General features: G+C 50.2%; 15 protein-coding genes and 1 pseudogene. 12 read left to right on the top strand and 4 right to left on the bottom strand.

Annotated features, from left to right (window positions below; all coding sequences use genetic code 11):
* The first annotated feature begins 297 nt into the window (after window positions 1–297).
* The 3 genes from Mcas_RS14375 (at window position 298) to Mcas_RS14365 (ending at window position 4,243) form a co-directional block, all read left to right on the top strand.
* Complete coding sequence (locus Mcas_RS14375) at window positions 298–1,413, top strand: ABC transporter substrate-binding protein (RefSeq protein WP_040336245.1); 1,116 nt, start codon at window positions 298–300, stop codon at window positions 1,411–1,413.
* A 9-nt stretch (window positions 1,414–1,422) separates the two neighbouring features.
* Window positions 1,423–3,819 carry a sensor histidine kinase gene (locus Mcas_RS17120; RefSeq protein ID WP_052567513.1) on the top strand — a complete coding sequence of 799 codons (2,397 nt, stop codon included), beginning with the start codon at window positions 1,423–1,425 and terminating at the stop codon, window positions 3,817–3,819.
* 232 nt (window positions 3,820–4,051) lie between these two features.
* Window positions 4,052–4,243: a hypothetical protein gene (locus tag Mcas_RS14365; protein WP_040336244.1), complete on the top strand. Its 192-nt coding sequence runs from the start codon at window positions 4,052–4,054 to the stop codon at window positions 4,241–4,243.
* A gap of 42 nt (window positions 4,244–4,285) precedes the next feature.
* On the opposite strand, the gene Mcas_RS14360 is transcribed toward Mcas_RS14365, so the two are convergent.
* Window positions 4,286–5,629, bottom strand: a complete 1,344-nt coding sequence (locus Mcas_RS14360; protein ID WP_162176339.1) for a PQQ-like beta-propeller repeat protein — start codon at window positions 5,627–5,629, stop codon at window positions 4,286–4,288.
* Between the two features lie 144 nt (window positions 5,630–5,773).
* Window positions 5,774–6,313: a bifunctional pyr operon transcriptional regulator/uracil phosphoribosyltransferase PyrR gene (pyrR, locus tag Mcas_RS14355; RefSeq protein ID WP_040336243.1), complete on the bottom strand. Its 540-nt coding sequence runs from the start codon at window positions 6,311–6,313 to the stop codon at window positions 5,774–5,776.
* A gap of 232 nt (window positions 6,314–6,545) precedes the next feature.
* Between pyrR and Mcas_RS14350 the strand changes: the two genes are divergently transcribed.
* From Mcas_RS14350 to Mcas_RS14340, 3 genes are read left to right on the top strand one after another with little or no spacing between them, the layout of a single operon-like run.
* On the top strand, window positions 6,546–7,718 hold the full coding sequence (locus Mcas_RS14350) for a 1-deoxy-D-xylulose-5-phosphate reductoisomerase (RefSeq protein ID WP_040336242.1): 1,173 nt from the start codon (window positions 6,546–6,548) through the stop codon (window positions 7,716–7,718).
* Window positions 7,715–8,791, top strand: a complete 1,077-nt coding sequence (gene rseP, locus Mcas_RS14345) for an RIP metalloprotease RseP (RefSeq protein WP_040336241.1) — start codon at window positions 7,715–7,717, stop codon at window positions 8,789–8,791. The genes Mcas_RS14350 and rseP overlap by 4 nt, the downstream gene beginning before the upstream one ends.
* Window positions 8,792–8,805: 14 nt before the next feature.
* Window positions 8,806–9,204, top strand: a complete 399-nt coding sequence (locus Mcas_RS14340) for a YbgC/FadM family acyl-CoA thioesterase (protein WP_040336240.1) — start codon at window positions 8,806–8,808, stop codon at window positions 9,202–9,204.
* A gap of 108 nt (window positions 9,205–9,312) precedes the next feature.
* Here the strand turns inward: Mcas_RS14340 and Mcas_RS14335 are convergent, their stop codons facing one another.
* The gene (locus Mcas_RS14335) at window positions 9,313–10,071 is read right to left on the bottom strand and encodes a hypothetical protein (RefSeq protein ID WP_040336239.1); all 759 of its coding nucleotides are present in this window, start codon (window positions 10,069–10,071) and stop codon (window positions 9,313–9,315) included.
* A 103-nt stretch (window positions 10,072–10,174) separates the two neighbouring features.
* On the opposite strand from Mcas_RS14335, the gene galU reads away from it, so the two are divergent.
* From galU to Mcas_RS14305, 6 genes are all read left to right on the top strand, one after another.
* Entirely contained in the window at window positions 10,175–11,125 is a 951-nt protein-coding gene (gene galU / locus Mcas_RS14330) for a UTP--glucose-1-phosphate uridylyltransferase GalU (protein WP_081853896.1), read from the top strand.
* 22 nt (window positions 11,126–11,147) lie between these two features.
* The gene (locus tag Mcas_RS14325; protein WP_040336238.1) at window positions 11,148–12,224 is read left to right on the top strand and encodes a TRAP transporter substrate-binding protein; all 1,077 of its coding nucleotides are present in this window, start codon (window positions 11,148–11,150) and stop codon (window positions 12,222–12,224) included.
* 71 nt (window positions 12,225–12,295) lie between these two features.
* On the top strand, window positions 12,296–13,363 hold the full coding sequence (gene ribD, locus Mcas_RS14320; protein ID WP_235203635.1) for a bifunctional diaminohydroxyphosphoribosylaminopyrimidine deaminase/5-amino-6-(5-phosphoribosylamino)uracil reductase RibD: 1,068 nt from the start codon (window positions 12,296–12,298) through the stop codon (window positions 13,361–13,363).
* A 21-nt stretch (window positions 13,364–13,384) separates the two neighbouring features.
* Complete coding sequence (locus Mcas_RS14315) at window positions 13,385–13,588, top strand: hypothetical protein (protein ID WP_040336237.1); 204 nt, start codon at window positions 13,385–13,387, stop codon at window positions 13,586–13,588.
* A 30-nt stretch (window positions 13,589–13,618) separates the two neighbouring features.
* Window positions 13,619–14,710 carry a glycosyltransferase family 4 protein gene (locus Mcas_RS14310; RefSeq protein ID WP_052567511.1) on the top strand — a complete coding sequence of 364 codons (1,092 nt, stop codon included), beginning with the start codon at window positions 13,619–13,621 and terminating at the stop codon, window positions 14,708–14,710.
* A gap of 19 nt (window positions 14,711–14,729) precedes the next feature.
* Window positions 14,730–15,866, top strand: coding sequence for a glycosyltransferase family 4 protein (locus tag Mcas_RS14305; protein WP_156033397.1), 1,137 nt, complete (start codon window positions 14,730–14,732; stop codon window positions 15,864–15,866).
* A 263-nt stretch (window positions 15,867–16,129) separates the two neighbouring features.
* Here the strand turns inward: Mcas_RS14305 and Mcas_RS18550 are convergent.
* Window positions 16,130–16,518, bottom strand: a pseudogene (locus Mcas_RS18550) (hypothetical protein); the annotation flags it as partial.

The raw sequence follows: 16,518 nt of genomic DNA, 5'->3' as shown, positions 1-16,518 counted from the left end.
GGAGCGAAAAAGAAGCGGAGCCGCCCCTTTCTTTCTTTGTATTGCATGCAATCGAAACGCGCTATAATACGTCGAAGCCTGAATTTGTGCGGAGACTGTGTAGGAAAAAATATAACATAATAGAGAGTTTAATGGTCAGTGAGTTCCGTGCAACCTTACACATAGCCTGGAGTGCCGATTTTGAAAAACCTGCTTAACTCTTACCCAGTGATGTTCTTGCACCGTGTCAAATATAAAATATCACTTGGTCGTGATAAAAAATGTCTGATATGTTATACTACTCTTCGGAGCGGAAAGATGAGACTATCTGCACATAAAGACAACGTTATGGCGGCAGTTGTGGTGCTATTGACGGTTGTGGCTTGTTCACTGGGAGTTGCTTATACTTCGGCTGAACCACCTGCCGATCCACGGTATTCGAAGTACGAGTTCGGCAATGGCAAAAACGTCATAAACGTAGGCATTCAGCCCATGTACCTGCCGACAAACATAATCACGGAGGTCATGAGATGTGATGCCGTACTCTACGATATGCTAAAAGACCTCGGCATGGAGATCAGGTTCTTTCCATTTTCCAAAGGGCGTGACGTAAATTATTTCCTCCTGCGAGGCGACCTCCAGGTGGGCGTAGGAGGCGATATGCCTGCCATTGTGGCAACCTCTACCGATAAGGTGGTCGTAGCGTCGCTGATGCAGTATGGTTTCACTTCGGTTGTTACAAAGAAGCACATGAGGATAAAGGACTTAAGCGGGGCCAGGATAGGTTACGCCTTTGGCTCAAACGCCCACTACACCCTCCTCAGCGCCATGTCCATAGGGGGCAATATACCCAAAAACGTCCGTCTTGTCAAAATGGAAGTAACAGATATGGTTGCCGCACTCAGGGCGCACAAGATAGATGCCTTTGCCGCCTGGGAACCCACGGTTACGGAGGCCCTGGTTACATTGCCCGGCTCTGATGTGATATACAGCAAGGTAAGTTCGGGGTTTCTGTACTTCGGGAAGGATTTCTATGCCTCACACCCCGATGCCGCAGAGGCCATAGTTGCCTCCGAGCTGAGGGCATTGAGGTGGCTAAAGAGAAGTGAACAAAACCTGCTAACTGCGGCGAGATGGGCACTGGACAGACAGAAATCATTCAGCGGCAAACTTTCGCCGTTAACGCCTGAGCAGATAGCCGCCATTGCCTTAAAGGACTTGCCAGGCATGAATACAGACCCAAGGCTGCCAATGGGTAATTTTGCGCAACACGGCATGATGAGCGAAGAGTTCGATTTTCTCAAATCGATAGGATTCATACCATCTGAGGTATCAATGGATGTAGTGTACAAAAATTTCCAACCGGATATCATCAGGAGGATCGTAAATAATCCCCTGAAATATAAGCTCAACGAGTACCGCTACGACAGGTAAGGTCGGATTATGACAAGGAATCTCTTTTTAAGAATCACGGATATCTTTCGTTTTGGCTTTAACCGGAGGATTTTTCTTTCCTTTGGCGTACTGATAATAATATCCGTAGTCAGCTCATTATATATATGTCTGTTTGGTGTCCCATATACAAGCGTTGATGGTATTTATAACAATAGCCTCCGTCAAATGGAGGACAACCTGGAGTCCTTTGCAGAGTTGAAAAAGCAGCAGGTGGAGAAATGGATTTGGGAGCGCAGGGTGGATGCAGAGATAGTGGCCGAATCATTTTATGTCAAGAACAGACTGGAGATACTGCTTACAAAGATACAAGGATACAGGCTTACCCCCGGCGCCCCCAATACCCTTATCGAAAGCCTCAACGGGGAGGCCGAGTACAGGGAACTGGTATCATACCTTGATAAGCTACAAGCCGCTCATTATGGCCAATATGAAGAGATATACATCACCGATGCAGCATCCGGCACTATCATTGTATCGACCAACGCAGGCGATGTTGGCAGTCATGCCCATATAAAAGGGCAAGGCGAGCGAGACTTGTTGACTCTGATAAAATCAGCCCATGGCAGCGGCATTAATCTTGTCATATCCCACCCTGTAAATACTTGCGCAGAAGCCGATGTTCCCTGTATTGGCAGCGGATTTGTACTGTACATGCATGCCAATGTTCAACATGTCTTTTCGTCCGTCCTTTATGCCGGTTCCGGGTTAGGTAAAACCGCCGAGGTGGTACTCGTGGATAAGGGCGCAAGAACGCTTACACCCCTGAAGCATCTTCCTGCTGCCAATGTGCTGGAGTATCGGATTGACGCTGCCCCTGCCAGACTGGCCGCACGTGGCAATGAGGGTTTGATTGAGGCTATCGATTATCGGGGTGAGTTAGTGCTGGCAGCATTCAGGCATATACTCGTCACGCCGGAGATAGGCATTGGCATGGTATTCAAGGTTGACAAGGCAGAGTTGATGGCCCCGGTGATGAGTTCGGTTGTCTCTGCGATATGGGTAATGGTACTGGGATTGTTCATGCTTATAGCGATTACGTATTTGATATCGCTAAAGGTGTCAGGGCCAGTAGTGGAACTTATCAAGGCGGCTGAGAGTATCAAAGATGGCGACTTGAGTGCACGCGTCCCTGTCAACGTCTCCGGAGACTTACAAACACTGGTTCAGACATTTAACGATATGCTGACAAACATTGAGTACCAGCAAAGAGCTACAGAGGCTGTTGCAAAGCAACTGAGGCTATCCGAAGAGCGGTACAGGACAATTTTAACCACCTCTGTTGACGGCTTCTGGATAGTGGATTTTGAAAAAAGGCTGGTGTTTGTAAACGAAGCATATTGTAATATAAGCGGATATAGTCAGGAAGAGTTATTGCAAATGAGAATAAATGATCTTGAAGTAATAGAGTCACCGGAAGACACACAAAGGCGTATCATGAAAATAAAGGAAAGCGGCTGGGACCATTTTGAAACCAAACACAGATGCAAAGATGGCAGCATTATTGATATCGATGCAAGTGTCAATTTCATTAAAAGTGATAATGTAATGTTTTCATTCATCAGAGATATAACAGAGCGTAAACGGCTGGAATCGGAGCTGAGAGAGCTAAACCTGACTCTTGAATCGCGTGCAACAGAAGAGGTCACAAAGCGGCAGATGCAAGAGCAGATGCTGATCCAGCAATCCAAGATGGCCTCCATGGGGGAGATGATAGGCGTAATCGCCCACCAGTGGAAGCAGCCGCTAAACTCGGTAGGGATAATCGTACAGGACTTAAAAGACGCCTGGAAGTTTGGGGAGATTGACGAGCAATATATAAACGACACGGTTGCTTCAGCAATGGCTCAGGTCAATTTCATGGGCAAAACGATAGATGACTTCAGGAACTTCTTCAAGCCGTCAAAGCAAAAGGTCAGCTTTGACGTGAAAACTGCCATAGAGGACTTAATTTCGATGTTTAAACCGGTATTTAACAAGAACAACATAACAATCAACCTGCAGGTTGAACATCCCACGGGCCTCGTGACGGATGGATATCCCAATGAGTTCAAGCAGGTGATACTCAACATCCTCAACAACTCAAAGGACGCAATTATCGCCAGGGGAGCCACAAGCGATGGCCTGATTGAACTGAAAATAGCCAGTGATGAATTCGGCACTCGGATCGTAATCGTAATCAGGGACAATGGCGGCGGTATCCCGGCAGAGGTAATTGGCAGGATATTTGAGCCGTACTTCACCACAAAGGGGTCAGATGGCACAGGGATTGGTCTGTACATGTCAAAGACGATCATCGAAACCAACATGGGCGGAGGTCTGACGGTCAGAAACGTTGACGGTGGAGCGGAGTTTACTATAACGCTGATGCGCTGTGATACGGTGTAAGCATGGTAACAATAGAGGTAAATTCGTATCCTCTAAGAAAAGCATGGTAAGCTTTATTTTATGGTTCAAAGGCATGGATTCCCGCTTTCGCGGGAATGACAGTAATAGACGTTTTCCAATTGTGTCATTCCTGACTTGACCAAGAATCCAGGATGCGTAACAGTATAGTTACCATGAAATATAAAGAGGATACGTAAACTCTTTAAATAACAGACAATGGTAAGGAGGATATATGCCTTTTGTTAAGATGATAAAACATGGACAAGTTACTTTGCCTAAGAGCTTTAGAGAGTTTCCGGTTGCAGAAGAAGAACTATCAATTACAGGAAAAGAAAGGATAAAGGAGGCCCTGGAGGATTATAAAAAAGGCGATGTAAAAAGCTTTGAATGCGTGGAGGACCTTATAAAAGACCTTAACTCATGATAATTGCCAGGAGCAGGCAGTTTAAAAAAGACTTTGACAACCTTAACCGCGGATGCCAAGCATATCAACCCTGGGAGTGCATCTGAGGGGTGTAACCGCCGCATCTGTTGTAATACCGTGCGTTGTTGTAACCGTTGTGATTGCCGTGATGCTCTCTGTGTGGATGGTGGAGACAACGGCATCGGTCTTTACGGCAAGACCTGCGATGTTGCCATCGCCCGGCACGAGTGCAATGAGCATGTCTGTTGAGCCTTTGATTTTTATAGCCCCACCGACGACAAGGCTACTACCTGAACCGTTGCCCGTGCCAATATCCAACGTAAAAGCACTGCCCCAGGCACCGTAGTCCCCGCCGTAGGCATACTGCCACCATACAGCGCCATTGGGGGCAAGCCCCAGAAGCCACAGTGCAGAACCGGAGAGACCACCAAAAGACGTCGTAGTACCCGAAACAACAAAACCGCCATCGGCAGCAATGTTGACGGCATAAGACCTGTCATCTCCCCCGCCGACACCACCATAGGCGTATTGCCAGAGGATTTGCCCCTCCGCATCCGTCCTGATGACGGCAATGGCCGTACTGGTTGGGGCGATGTGATAGCCGGAGACGATAAACCCGCCCTCTGCAACGGCCTTGACAGAGTACGCCCCAATCGAATCAGTCCCCTTGATGCCCCTCTGCCACCGGGGATTGCCATCGGCGTCAAGCCTCAGGAGAATGATGCCCCTTTGACTGCCATCCGGTGCATTGGTCTGACCTGCAACGATGAATCCACCCCCCTCCGGGACCTCCTCAATGGCATAGGTGTTTTCGATGCTGCTGCTTCCATAGGTCTTTTGCCAGAGTACGTTGCCATTGGTGTCAAGCCTCAACAGCCAGATGTCGTCTGTCCCGCTACCAAAAGACCCCGTGTAACCGGCAACAATAAACCCGCCGTTTTCGATTGCCCGTATGGCCTTTGCGTAATCGACACCGGTGCCGCCAAACGTCTTGTTCCACCGTATGGAGCCATCGTCGTTGAGTCGCAACACCCACGCATCACTGGCTCCAACGCCAAAGGAACTCGTGTACCCTGCCGCAACAAATCCACCGTCGCCGAGTTCAAGGCATGACTGCAGGTTGTCAATCTCCCCCCCGCCATAGGTGTACGCCCATTGAAGGACGCCGGATGGGGTAAGCCTCACAATGATAATGTCCTTGCTGCCGGCACCAAAGGAGTACGTCGATCCGCCAACGACAAATCCGCCATCAGCAACTCTATGGGCACAGTATGCGACGTCCTCATCACCACCACCTATCGCAATGATGCCACGATTCACACCCCCGCCAACATCATTCCTTCTGTCACTGCCGTTGCCGCAACTAAAGATAATCACGGCAGCCACGGCAGCCAATAGTCTCGTCGGTGTAATTGTTCACCCCCTAAAATAAAGAAAAAGAAGGGGCGGCTCCAGAACCCCCTGCAAGGGGAGGGGTGAGCCACCCCGGGCACGAAGAAGTCCCCTTGACCCCATTTTATCAATATCCTTTTAGGCGCTTTGGATGCAGACCTTGTCCTGCTGGTCACGTCCCTCAAGGAAGACCCTGATGTCTTCGGACTTTGAGGTGGGCACGTTTTTTCCTACGTAGTCCGGCCTGATTGGCAGCTCCCTGTGTCCCCTGTCTATCAGCACTACCAGTTGTATCTGTGCGGGTCTGCCAAAATCCATCAGGGCATCCATGGCCGCCCTCACCGTGCGTCCGGTGTAGATCACGTCGTCAACCAGGATGATGGTCTTGCCGTTGATGTCAACGGGCATGTGTGTTTTTCGCACCACCGGCTGAGTCTTTCTGATGCCAAGGTCATCCCTGTAAAACGATATATCCAGCGATGCCGAGGGCACGTCCACATTTTCGATGGAGCGTATTTTTTCGGCGATCCTGCCAGCAAGATGCACTCCCCCCTGCTGGATACCAACGATGCACAACCCCGTACATCCCCTGTTTCGCTCAATAATCTCATGAGCTATCCTGGATATAATCCGGCTTATGTCCGTGCCGTTAAGAAGCTCCTTACCAATCGTTTCCACACCTTAGATTACCATGTATGACAGGGATTTGACAAGCCTTAGAAAAAGCAACTTGATAACGCCCTTATCCAAATGTTAAAATAAAAGCTAAGTTATAATAGTAGAAAGTATAGTAGTAAATGATAAGACTAGCACATAATGGGGTCAAGGGGTTCGTGACCCCTTGCAGGGGAGGTCTGAGGAGGGGGCGGAGCCGCCCTCCTTCTTTTTTTCTGTTTTTTCAGGAGATGAATTGAAGCATATATCGATATTAGGCTCGACGGGTTCGATAGGCAAGAGTGCGCTATCGTTCATTGACAAGCACCGGGACCGGTTCAATGTCGTCGGGCTAACGGCCAACCGGAGTGTAGAGACGCTCAGGCAACAGATACTGGAGTTCAGGCCGGAGGTCGTGGCCGTTGCGCAACACGACGCAGCGCAGACACTCTCCCGGTGGGCTGCGCAGACGCCAGATGCAGGCTCTGTGCATGTGCTCTCCGGAGAGGAGGGGTGTTGCGAGGTTGCCGCATACTCGAATGCGGAGTTTGTGATCTCTGCCATAGTGGGTTCATCGGGGTTAAGGCCAACCCTTGCGGCCATCAGGGCTGGTAAACACATCGGTCTGGCCAACAAGGAAACCCTCGTTATGGCCGGCGACATCGTCATGGCCGAGGTAAAGCGACACAACGTCAAACTCTTACCCGTTGACAGCGAACACAGCGCAATATTCCAATGTCTGGAGGGCTACAACGTCAACGACGTCAGAAGGCTGATCCTGACGGCATCGGGGGGGCCGTTCTTTGGAAAGACCACCCTGGAGCTCGAAGACGTCTCCGCCGAAGACGCCCTCAAACACCCCAGTTGGTCCATGGGCAGCAAAATAACCGTAGACTCGGCAACGCTCATGAACAAAGGCCTGGAGGTCATAGAGGCACACCATCTGTTTGGCTTCAGCCACGACCGCATAGACGTCCTCGTGCATCCCCAGAGCATCGTACACTCCATGGTGGAGTTTAACGACGGGGCGATGCTGGCGCAATTGTCGCTGCCCGATATGCGGGGGCCAATAGCCTATGCCATGTCCTATCCGGAGAGGATACCGGGGGCGATAAACCGCTGCCGCCTTGAGGAGATTCGTTCGCTGACCTTTTATCCCCCCGACCGGGCAACCTTCCCGTGTCTGTCCTATGCCTGCGATGCCCTGAGGGAGGGTGGGACGATGCCCGCAGCACTAAATGCAGCAAACGAAGCGGTGGTAGCACTGTTTCTGGCCGGAGCAATACGGTTCAACCAGATACCGGCAATTATAAACGAAGTGATGTCAAAACACAAGAGCGTCCGGTGCGACGACCTCGATACCATCTTTGAAGTGGACAGGTGGGCACGGTCAACCGTAGCGGAGATTACAAGGGAGGTAAAAAAATGACGGCGGTGTATGCAATATTGTTAATAGGGATATTGATTTTTGTTCACGAATTGGGGCACTTTATCTTTGCCAAACTGGTGGGGATAAAGGTGCTGAAGTTTTCCCTTGGGCTTGGACCGGCTATTATCAGCCGCAAGTACGGAGAGACCACGTATCAGTTGTCGGCCTTTCCCATAGGCGGGTTTGTGAAGATGCACGGCGAAGACCAGGAGCCGGATTCCACGGAGCTGGAGGAACCGGAGCGTTCGTTTGCGGCACAGTCGGTGTTTAAGCGATTTTTGGTGGTCAGTGCAGGGTCGGTTTTTAACCTGCTCTTTGCGGCATTGCTGTTTTGCATAGTGCTGATGACAGGCATACCAAAGCTGAAGGCCGTCATAGGCGAAGTGCTGCCGGATTCTCCGGCCCGGGCAGCCGGTATGATGAAGGGCGATATAGTAACCGCCATAGACGGAGAACCACTCAAACACTGGGACAAGTTGACCGGGATAATACACGACAGCGCCGGCAAGTCGCTGGCCGTCTCCATACACAGGGACACGGAGGACATCGTCATCCACATCACGCCAAAGAGAGAGACCACCAAGGATATCTTTGGACAGGACATACAGGTCGGTTTGGTAGGCATTAAGCCAAGCGGGGATTCCGAAATCGAACGCTACGGACTGTTTCAGGGTATCTATCAGGGCTTTGCCAGGACCTGGGATGTCATCGCACTGACTCTCCTGTCGGTCGTTAAGTTGATACAGCGGGTGGTACCTGCCGATACCATCGGTGGCCCTATAATGATCTTTCAGTTGGCGGGTAAACAGGCAACATCGGGGTTTCTACAGTTCGTGACATTTATGGCCGTTATCAGCATTAACCTCGGGGTGTTTAATCTGTTCCCGATCCCCATACTGGACGGAGGTCACATAGTGTATCTGGCAATTGAGGGGATCAGGAAAAAACCCTTAAGCGTTCAGGCAATGGCAGTGACGCAGAAGGTGGGGCTTGCCTTTTTGTTGCTCCTGATGGTCTTTGCCGTGTATAACGACGTTCTGAGGCTGTTAGGCAAATCCCCAATGCCGTACTGAGCACACAACCACCCATGCCTGACACCTTAGACATAAAGGTCTACTACGAGGATACCGACTGTGGCGGGGTCGTGTACTACGGCAAGTACTTGGGCTACCTTGAGCGCGCACGGACAGAGTTCCTACAGCAACGCGGCATTGCCCTGACGACCCTGATGCAGGAGGGGTTGCAGTTTGTGGTCGTTCACGTGGATATCCGCTATCACAGCCCCGCCAGATACGCCGATATCATATCCATCCACTCGGAAATACATGAGGTCAGCTTTGCCTCAATCATTTTTAAACACCGGATAGTCAAAAAGGACACTGAAGCATTGATCGCCGCCTCAAAGGTAAAGCTCGCCTGCGTGGGCAGGAGTCTCAAGCCGGAACGCCTGAGCAGCGAGTTGATAGCACGCCTTAGTGCATCATAGGGGCAGTGCCATTGTCTCTATAACGTGTTGTGATTATATGACGGATAGAAGATGGGGCGAGTGAGTACATCAGGCAAATGGGGCTGCCTGGCTATTTAAGTATTTAGCTCAGGCAGAGGTGTCTTTTTTATTTAGCGCATCGAAATTCAGGATGTCCAGGTATTCCCATTGCCTGTATGCAACAACGTATAGTCCTTTTCTCGTTGCAAAGGTTATGATATTGTCATCAACAAATGTGCTTGCCAGCATCGGGATTACTTGTTTATCAACACAATCGCTGAAAAAGGCAGGCAGGGTCTCTGCCTTGTCCAGTATTTTCTTTACATCACGGCCATCAGGTTTGGACTTGACCTCTATCATAAATGCCTTGTCCTCACAGATGACCAGGACGTCAACCTCGCAGTTATTCGCCCCTTTCCTTTTCATGGCTCTTACACGAAAGTCAATAGGTTCACATTTGAAATATTGCCTTACCAAAGGCTTCGCTCCAGGTGCTATTATGTTTTCAACGAGAACACCGAGTAGTTTAGAATTCTCTGCAATTGATTTATTGATCTGCTTCTCCAGTTCTTTACGTTCTTCTTTCCATTCTTTCCTCCATTCTTCCTTATCCTTTCGAGCCTGCTCCTCATTCCTTAGCTCGCGTTCCTCATTCCTTCGGTCGCGTTCTGCATCTCTTCGGTCGCGTTCTGCATCTCTTCGGTCGCGTTCTGCATCTCTTCGCTCGCGTTCTGCATCTCTTCGCTCGCGTTCTGCATCTCTTCGCTCGCGTTCCTCAAACCGCATAGCCAAGTCCTTATGAAGCTCTATCACCTCCGCCATGAGGTTCTCCAGCCTGTCCACCCGTGATTCCAGCATCATCTGCATTGTATACCTCCCTCTATGCCTGATACATATACGATAGCATGTTTCATGATCGCTTGGCAACTGTGCTGTGAGATATTTTTGTGCATTAGGTGTTGTGTCTGTAATGACATGGAGGTTTTACGGCAAGAAAATTCTTGAACGAACAAAAAAACAGTTTACAACTTATGAAGTTATCTGCTATACTGTTTCTGTGATAAAGAAGGCTATATTGCCGGCGGCTGGATTGGGGACAAGATTCCTGCCTGTCACCAAGGCGTCGCCCAAGGAGATGCTCCCCATTGTTGATAAACCTCTGATCCAGTACTCGGTAGAGGAGTGCGAGAGGTATGGTATAGACGAGTTTATCATCATCACAGGTAAGAACAAGAGGGCAATAGAAGACCACTTTGATTACTCCTTTGAGCTTGATGAGTTGCTCCGTCAAAAGGGCCTGCATAGCCTCCTGGATGAGATCAATCAGCACAGCAATCTGAGCTTTGCCTTCATCAGACAGAGCAAACCCCTTGGACTTGGACATGCGATCCTGTGCTCAAAGCCCTATGTCAATGACGAGGCATTTGCCGTGCTGTTGGGTGACGACATCATAGACCCCGATGATACCCTGTTATGCGACATGATAAAGCTATATGCCAAGTATCGTTCCCCCGTGATTGCCCTTCAGCAGGTACCCGACAGCGACGTCTCCAAGTACGGCATCATTGCCGGTGAGGATATTGGCGACAACGTAATACGGATTAACCGGCTCGTGGAAAAACCCAGGATCGAAGAAGCCCCTTCCAACTACGCAGTCATCGGCAGGTACATACTGACCAACGATATCTTTGGCGTGCTGGAGACCATCCAACCCGGCTCCGGCGGCGAGTACCAGTTGACCGACGCCCTTAGTCTGCTGCTGGCAAAGCGACCAATCTACGGATACCTCTTTAAAGGCAGGCGTTACGATGCCGGTGATAAGTTTGGCTTCCTGCAGGCCACAATAAGCCTTTCGTTAAAGCGCCCCGAATTTGCCGACATGTTAAAGGACTACCTCACAGAGTTGACCAAGACGTTTTAATCCGTATTGCAAGAAACCGTGTATGCAGGATAACGTTGCCAAGGCTAGCAACAGACGGTACGTGATTGTTGCCGCCATCGTTTTATTTATTGCTTTGGGGGGGGTGTTTTACTTCTATCCCTCTGTTAAGTCCGGCTCTAAGAGTGTCAAGGCCAAGGAGGCGAAGGTCTATGAGTTGAGCCTTGCCCATAACATGCCACCTGGGAGCGCCATTGGCATCGCCGCACAGAAATTTGTCGATACCGTCAGGGACAAGACCAACGGGAGCGTAAAGATCAACATAGCCACCATCCAACAACTGGGCGACGACTACGCAATGATCTCAATGGCCTTAGATGGCCAACTGGATATCTTGCTCTCTCCGACGACCAAACTGAGCATGGTACATCCTGCGCTGCAGTACGCAGATATCCCGTTTTTGTTTCCACACATTGAGGATGCCTATGCAATGCTGGATGGCAGAGTTGGCAGGCTGCTGCTGGAGGGACTTGGCAAGGCGGGGCTTATAGGTGTGGCGTTTTGGGGCAACGGCTTTAAGCAATTTATCGCAACCAGACCTGTGCTCTCCCCAAAGGACTTCGACGGTATGAAGGTGCGCGTGAAAAACAACAACATCGCAGCGGAGCAGTTCACTGCCTTTGGTGCACAACCCGTCCCCACGGACGTGTACAAGTCATATGAGGCACTAAAGAGCAGGGCGATAGATGCCCAGGAGAACTCCGTTGCCGACTTGTACGCCCTCAAGCTCTATGAGGTTGCATCACATCTGACAATGAGCAATCACGGATATCGGGCCTACGTGTTTTGCTTTAGCAAAAATGTACTGGAACGCCTGCCCGACGATATCGTGCAAGTGCTCATAACAACGGCAATGGAGTTGACATCGTTTGAAAGAGAGCTGGTCGCCAGGCAGGAAGAGGACTACATCAAGGCCATGAAAGAGGCAGGCGTTAACGTCATATACCTCAACGAACAACAGACCGATGCCTTTAAAAATGCCACCAGCCATATCATCAATAAATACAGGACTATCGTAGGGGAAGATGTTATCGCCATGACACAGGAGTACATCAGACAAAAGTACACCACCGGGGAATAGACGCAGGGCAATCGCATTAGAGAATTTTATGTAGCAATAATTGTATAATGTAACCAGGAGACAGACTTGGATTGAACGACGAACTTAAGACAGAACTGATGAAGAGGTGCCTGTCCCTTGCCAGGAAGGCTGAGGGGCATACGAGCCCTAATCCTATGGTCGGTGCGCTGCTGTACAAGGGCGATAAGGTGTTGGCAGCGGACTACCACAGGAGGGCTGGTACCCCTCATGCCGAGGCACTCGTGCTGGAACAGGTGGGACAGGATGCCCGTGATGCCACGCTGTTTGTGACCCTTGAGCCGTGCTGTCATAGGTCTAAACGCACCCCTCCATGTACTGATGCCATTATCAGGGCTGGTGTCAGGGAGGTTGTCATTGCCATGCAGGACCCCAACCCCGCCGTTGCCGGTAATGGGATCGAGGCCCTCAACAATGCCGGAATTGCCACGCAATTGGGCGTAATGCAGGACAAGGCAGAGCGCCTCAACGAGGCCTACATAAAACACATCACCACGGGTATGCCGTTTGTTGTCCTGAAGGTGGCCATGACGCTCGATGGTAAGATCGCCACCCCAGATGGTCACTCAAAGTGGATAACCTGTGAGGCCTCACGCAAGGTAGTCCACCGAGTGAGGGCCAGTGTCGATGCCGTGCTGTCGGCGGTGGGGACGGTCAAGGCGGACAATCCCGGATTCAAGCCCTCCATAAGGGGCGTGCGCAGCCCCATGCGTGTGATCATAGACCCGAACATGGATATCCCCGAGGACTTTGAGGTGCTCAAGACACCACCTGATACAGTCATCGTTACCAAAAATCACGACACCTACAAGACCGATGCCCTGCGATACATCCGCTATGATGGGGAACTGGACATGAGGTGGTTGATGGCAGAGCTGGGTAAGACCGGCGTGATGTCGGTTCTGGTGGAAGGCGGCGCCTCGCTGACCGGATATGCCATTGAGGCAGGCATCGTGGACAAGGTGATGTTTTTTGTCGCACCCAAGATCGTTGGGGGCAAGGGGTCGCTCTCTCCGGTTGCAAGCAAGACATTCAGGGCAGTCAATGAGCCATACGCCATTAAAGATATGACAGTCAGGAGAACCGGCTGTGATATCCTGATAGAGGGGTATCTCAGGTGAGCAGCAGATAATGAGGAAACAATGAAAACATATGAATACTACGCAGATGTTCTACCTGATGGTCATCTGTCGTTGCCCGATGCTATCAGAGACAGATTAAATCATGTATCGAAAGTAAGGGTTGTTCTCTTGCTGAGTGAAGAGACGGATACATGGGGAGAGATTGCCGTAACAGAATTCCTGAAAGGATACTCTGAACAAGATGCCATGTATGACCTTATTTGAGTGTAATAATCAGCGGATAATGAGGGAACAGTGAAAATAGGAATAAACGCATCATTTCTAAATACCAAACCAACCGGGGTGGGTATCTTTACCAGGGAGGTGGCACGACAACTGTGCGCACTGGATAAGGAGACAACGGTCTTTTCCTCCGTCAAGATAGACGGGGTTGATGAGGCACAGATGCAGCATACGCCCCAACCCATAAGGGGTTCCTTGAATCTGATTCACAACATAGGCAGGGCGGTCTTTGACAATACCATCCTGCGTCATAAGTTACGGGTAGCGGCAGTGGACGTACTCTTGTGCCCAATCATGGAGTTTCCACTGACCTACATACTGCCAACGCTTGTAATGGTCCACGACCTGCATCCGTTGTACTTTCCTGAGCAGTTTGGAGTGGCGAGCAAGTACTTCAGGTTTTCCCTGTGGAGGCTAAAGAACCTCGGATACAGGGTGTTAACGCCATCGAACTTTGTCAGGGCCGAGGTCATAAAGACAGCAGGCCTGCAGGAGGACCTCGTGGGCGTCGTACCCTATGGATATGACTCCAGTCTGTTTAAACCAATGCCGGTAGAGCTGCGGGAGGACTTCCTCAAACGGCATGACCTGAAACCTCCCTACATTTTGTTTGTTGGCTCGCTGTTTCCCTACAAGAATGTCTCAACCCTCACGGACGCCTTTATGCTGATCAAGAACCGGGTGCCGCACACGCTTGTCATCGTTGGCAAGAAGGACCTTGCAACCAAGCCGCTACCCAAGGACGACCGGATAGTGTACAAGAGCTACGTAGACAGAGAGGATATCCCGTTGTTTTATTCGTATGCCGACATGCTGGTGCATCCGTCGTTGTTTGAGGGGTTTGGGCTGAACATCCTGGAAGCGATGGCCTGTGGCACGCCCGTGATATCCTCAAACGGCGGCTCCCTGCCGGAGGTCGTTGGTCAGGCGGGGCTGCTCTTTAACCCCACGGAGGTGACGGCACTGGCCACCCATATCCTAAACCTCATTCGGGACAAAGAACTACGTCAATCACTCGTTGAAAGGGGCCTGCAACACGTCAAGACGTTTACGTGGATGAAAACTGCCCAGGATATCTATACCGCATGCAAAAAGTGCCTTTGAATAAACCACCAGTCCCCCTGTGCCGCAGGTCTTTGCCTTTCTTCTTTTCGTCATGAAGATACTGCACCTGTTGTATGAGAGCAGCGGTGACTACTTTGGGATCGGCGGGGTGGGGCGGAGGGCCTACGAAATCTATGACCGCCTCAAGGGACGCCATGACATCACCCTGTTGTGCAGGAGTTACCCCAATGCACCAAAAGAAACGGAGACGGATGGGTTGAGGCATGTCTTTGTGGGGCTTAAATCGAAGAGTTTTCTAAAGGCACTCTTGGGCTATGCCTGTTATGCCTCGCTGTTTGTCAGGCGGCATGGCAGGGACTACGACGTCATCGTGGAGGAGTTCTCACCGGCGCTGCCGACGTTTCTGGACTCCTACCGTGGCAGACCGTTGGCGCTCCAGGTGCAGGGCTACACGGGCAGACAGTATTTCGACAAGTACAGCGTATTTTACGCTGCCCCGCTTTACCTCATGGAGAGACACAGGGTGCCTGCCTACAGGAACCTGATATTTGTCTCCGACGCAGCCATGGCCAGGTACAGCCTCAGAGGCAACTGCAATGCAACGGTCATCTCCAACGGCATATCGGAGGGACTGTTGGAGGTAACTCCCGGGTGCTCCGATTACATACTCTACCTCGGTCGCATTGATATCCACCACAAGGGGCTGGACGTCCTGCTTAATGGCTATGCGGGGTTTTGCAAGATATTCCCCGGGGTCAGATTAATTATCGCCGGTACCGGGCGCGACACAGGCAGGTTTAATGCGCTGCTTGATACACTGCCAGCAGCGGTGCGCAAGAACATCCACTGCACGGGGTGGGTCGATGGTCAACGGAAGACCTCCCTGCTCAGGGATGCCCTCTTTGTGGTAGCTCCGTCACGGTATGAGACGCAGAACATTGTTGTCCTTGAGGCGCTGGCCGGCGCAAAGGCCGTTGTTGTCAGTGACATACCGGAGTTGAGTTATGCGGTTCAGTGTGGGGCCGGGGTGTCCTTCAGGTCGGAGGATACCGGTGCGTTGACGGTGGCAATGGCACAACTGCTCAGTCAGGGGCAGAGCGAAGAAATGGGCAGCAAGGGCAGGGTATGGGTGAGCGACTACACATGGGACAAGGTCGCACTGAGCTATGAGCGATACCTGATGTCGCTTATATAACCAAGACATCCAAATCTATTTATTTAGTGTTTCGTATGGAAACTTTTCCTGAACTTGCTGTCTTAGATTGTTTAATTTTTGTTCGATGTTGTCTTCAGATACTAGGTGCTTGTCTTTTGCAATTGAATCTATGATGTACTCATTAATGCTTCGGCTGTAGTGATGTGAATCTCTATAATTATCTAAATTAAAAGTAATGGTTTGAGCATCTTGAAAATCAAAGATTTTAAGTATCCTCTTTAAATTTCAAGGTAAACACTTTTTTACCCTGGAGACAATCCTTCTGTTTTACTTCTGATGATATCAGATAAGGCTGTCATTTTAAATTGTCTGCTTATCCTATCCGATATGTATTTATAGGCATTCACTCCCAACTTTTTAGCAGTTCTGATAACTGATAAAAAAGTATCCTTTGCCTTTGTACCTTCGTCTGTTTTTGTCTGTAAACTCACATCTCGTAACCTTACCTGAACTCTTGCTTCCAGTTCTGTACCATTATTGTGCAACGGTATCTGTGGGTATTTCAGTACCTTTAGCATTTCCTCTTTTTTTGCAAATGTCTTCAATATCCTCTCATCCAACTCCCTATATCCTGTCTGTTGCCAGAATATTCTGTCAAACTCCTCGTCTAATACCTTTGCTACTTCTTCAG

It is taken from the genome of Candidatus Magnetobacterium casense (assembly GCF_000714715.1).
GTDB lineage: Bacteria > Nitrospirota > Thermodesulfovibrionia > Thermodesulfovibrionales > Magnetobacteriaceae > Magnetobacterium > Magnetobacterium casense.
Note: the sequence above shows the minus strand (reverse complement) of the source record. Positions and strands in the feature narration are given on the sequence as shown.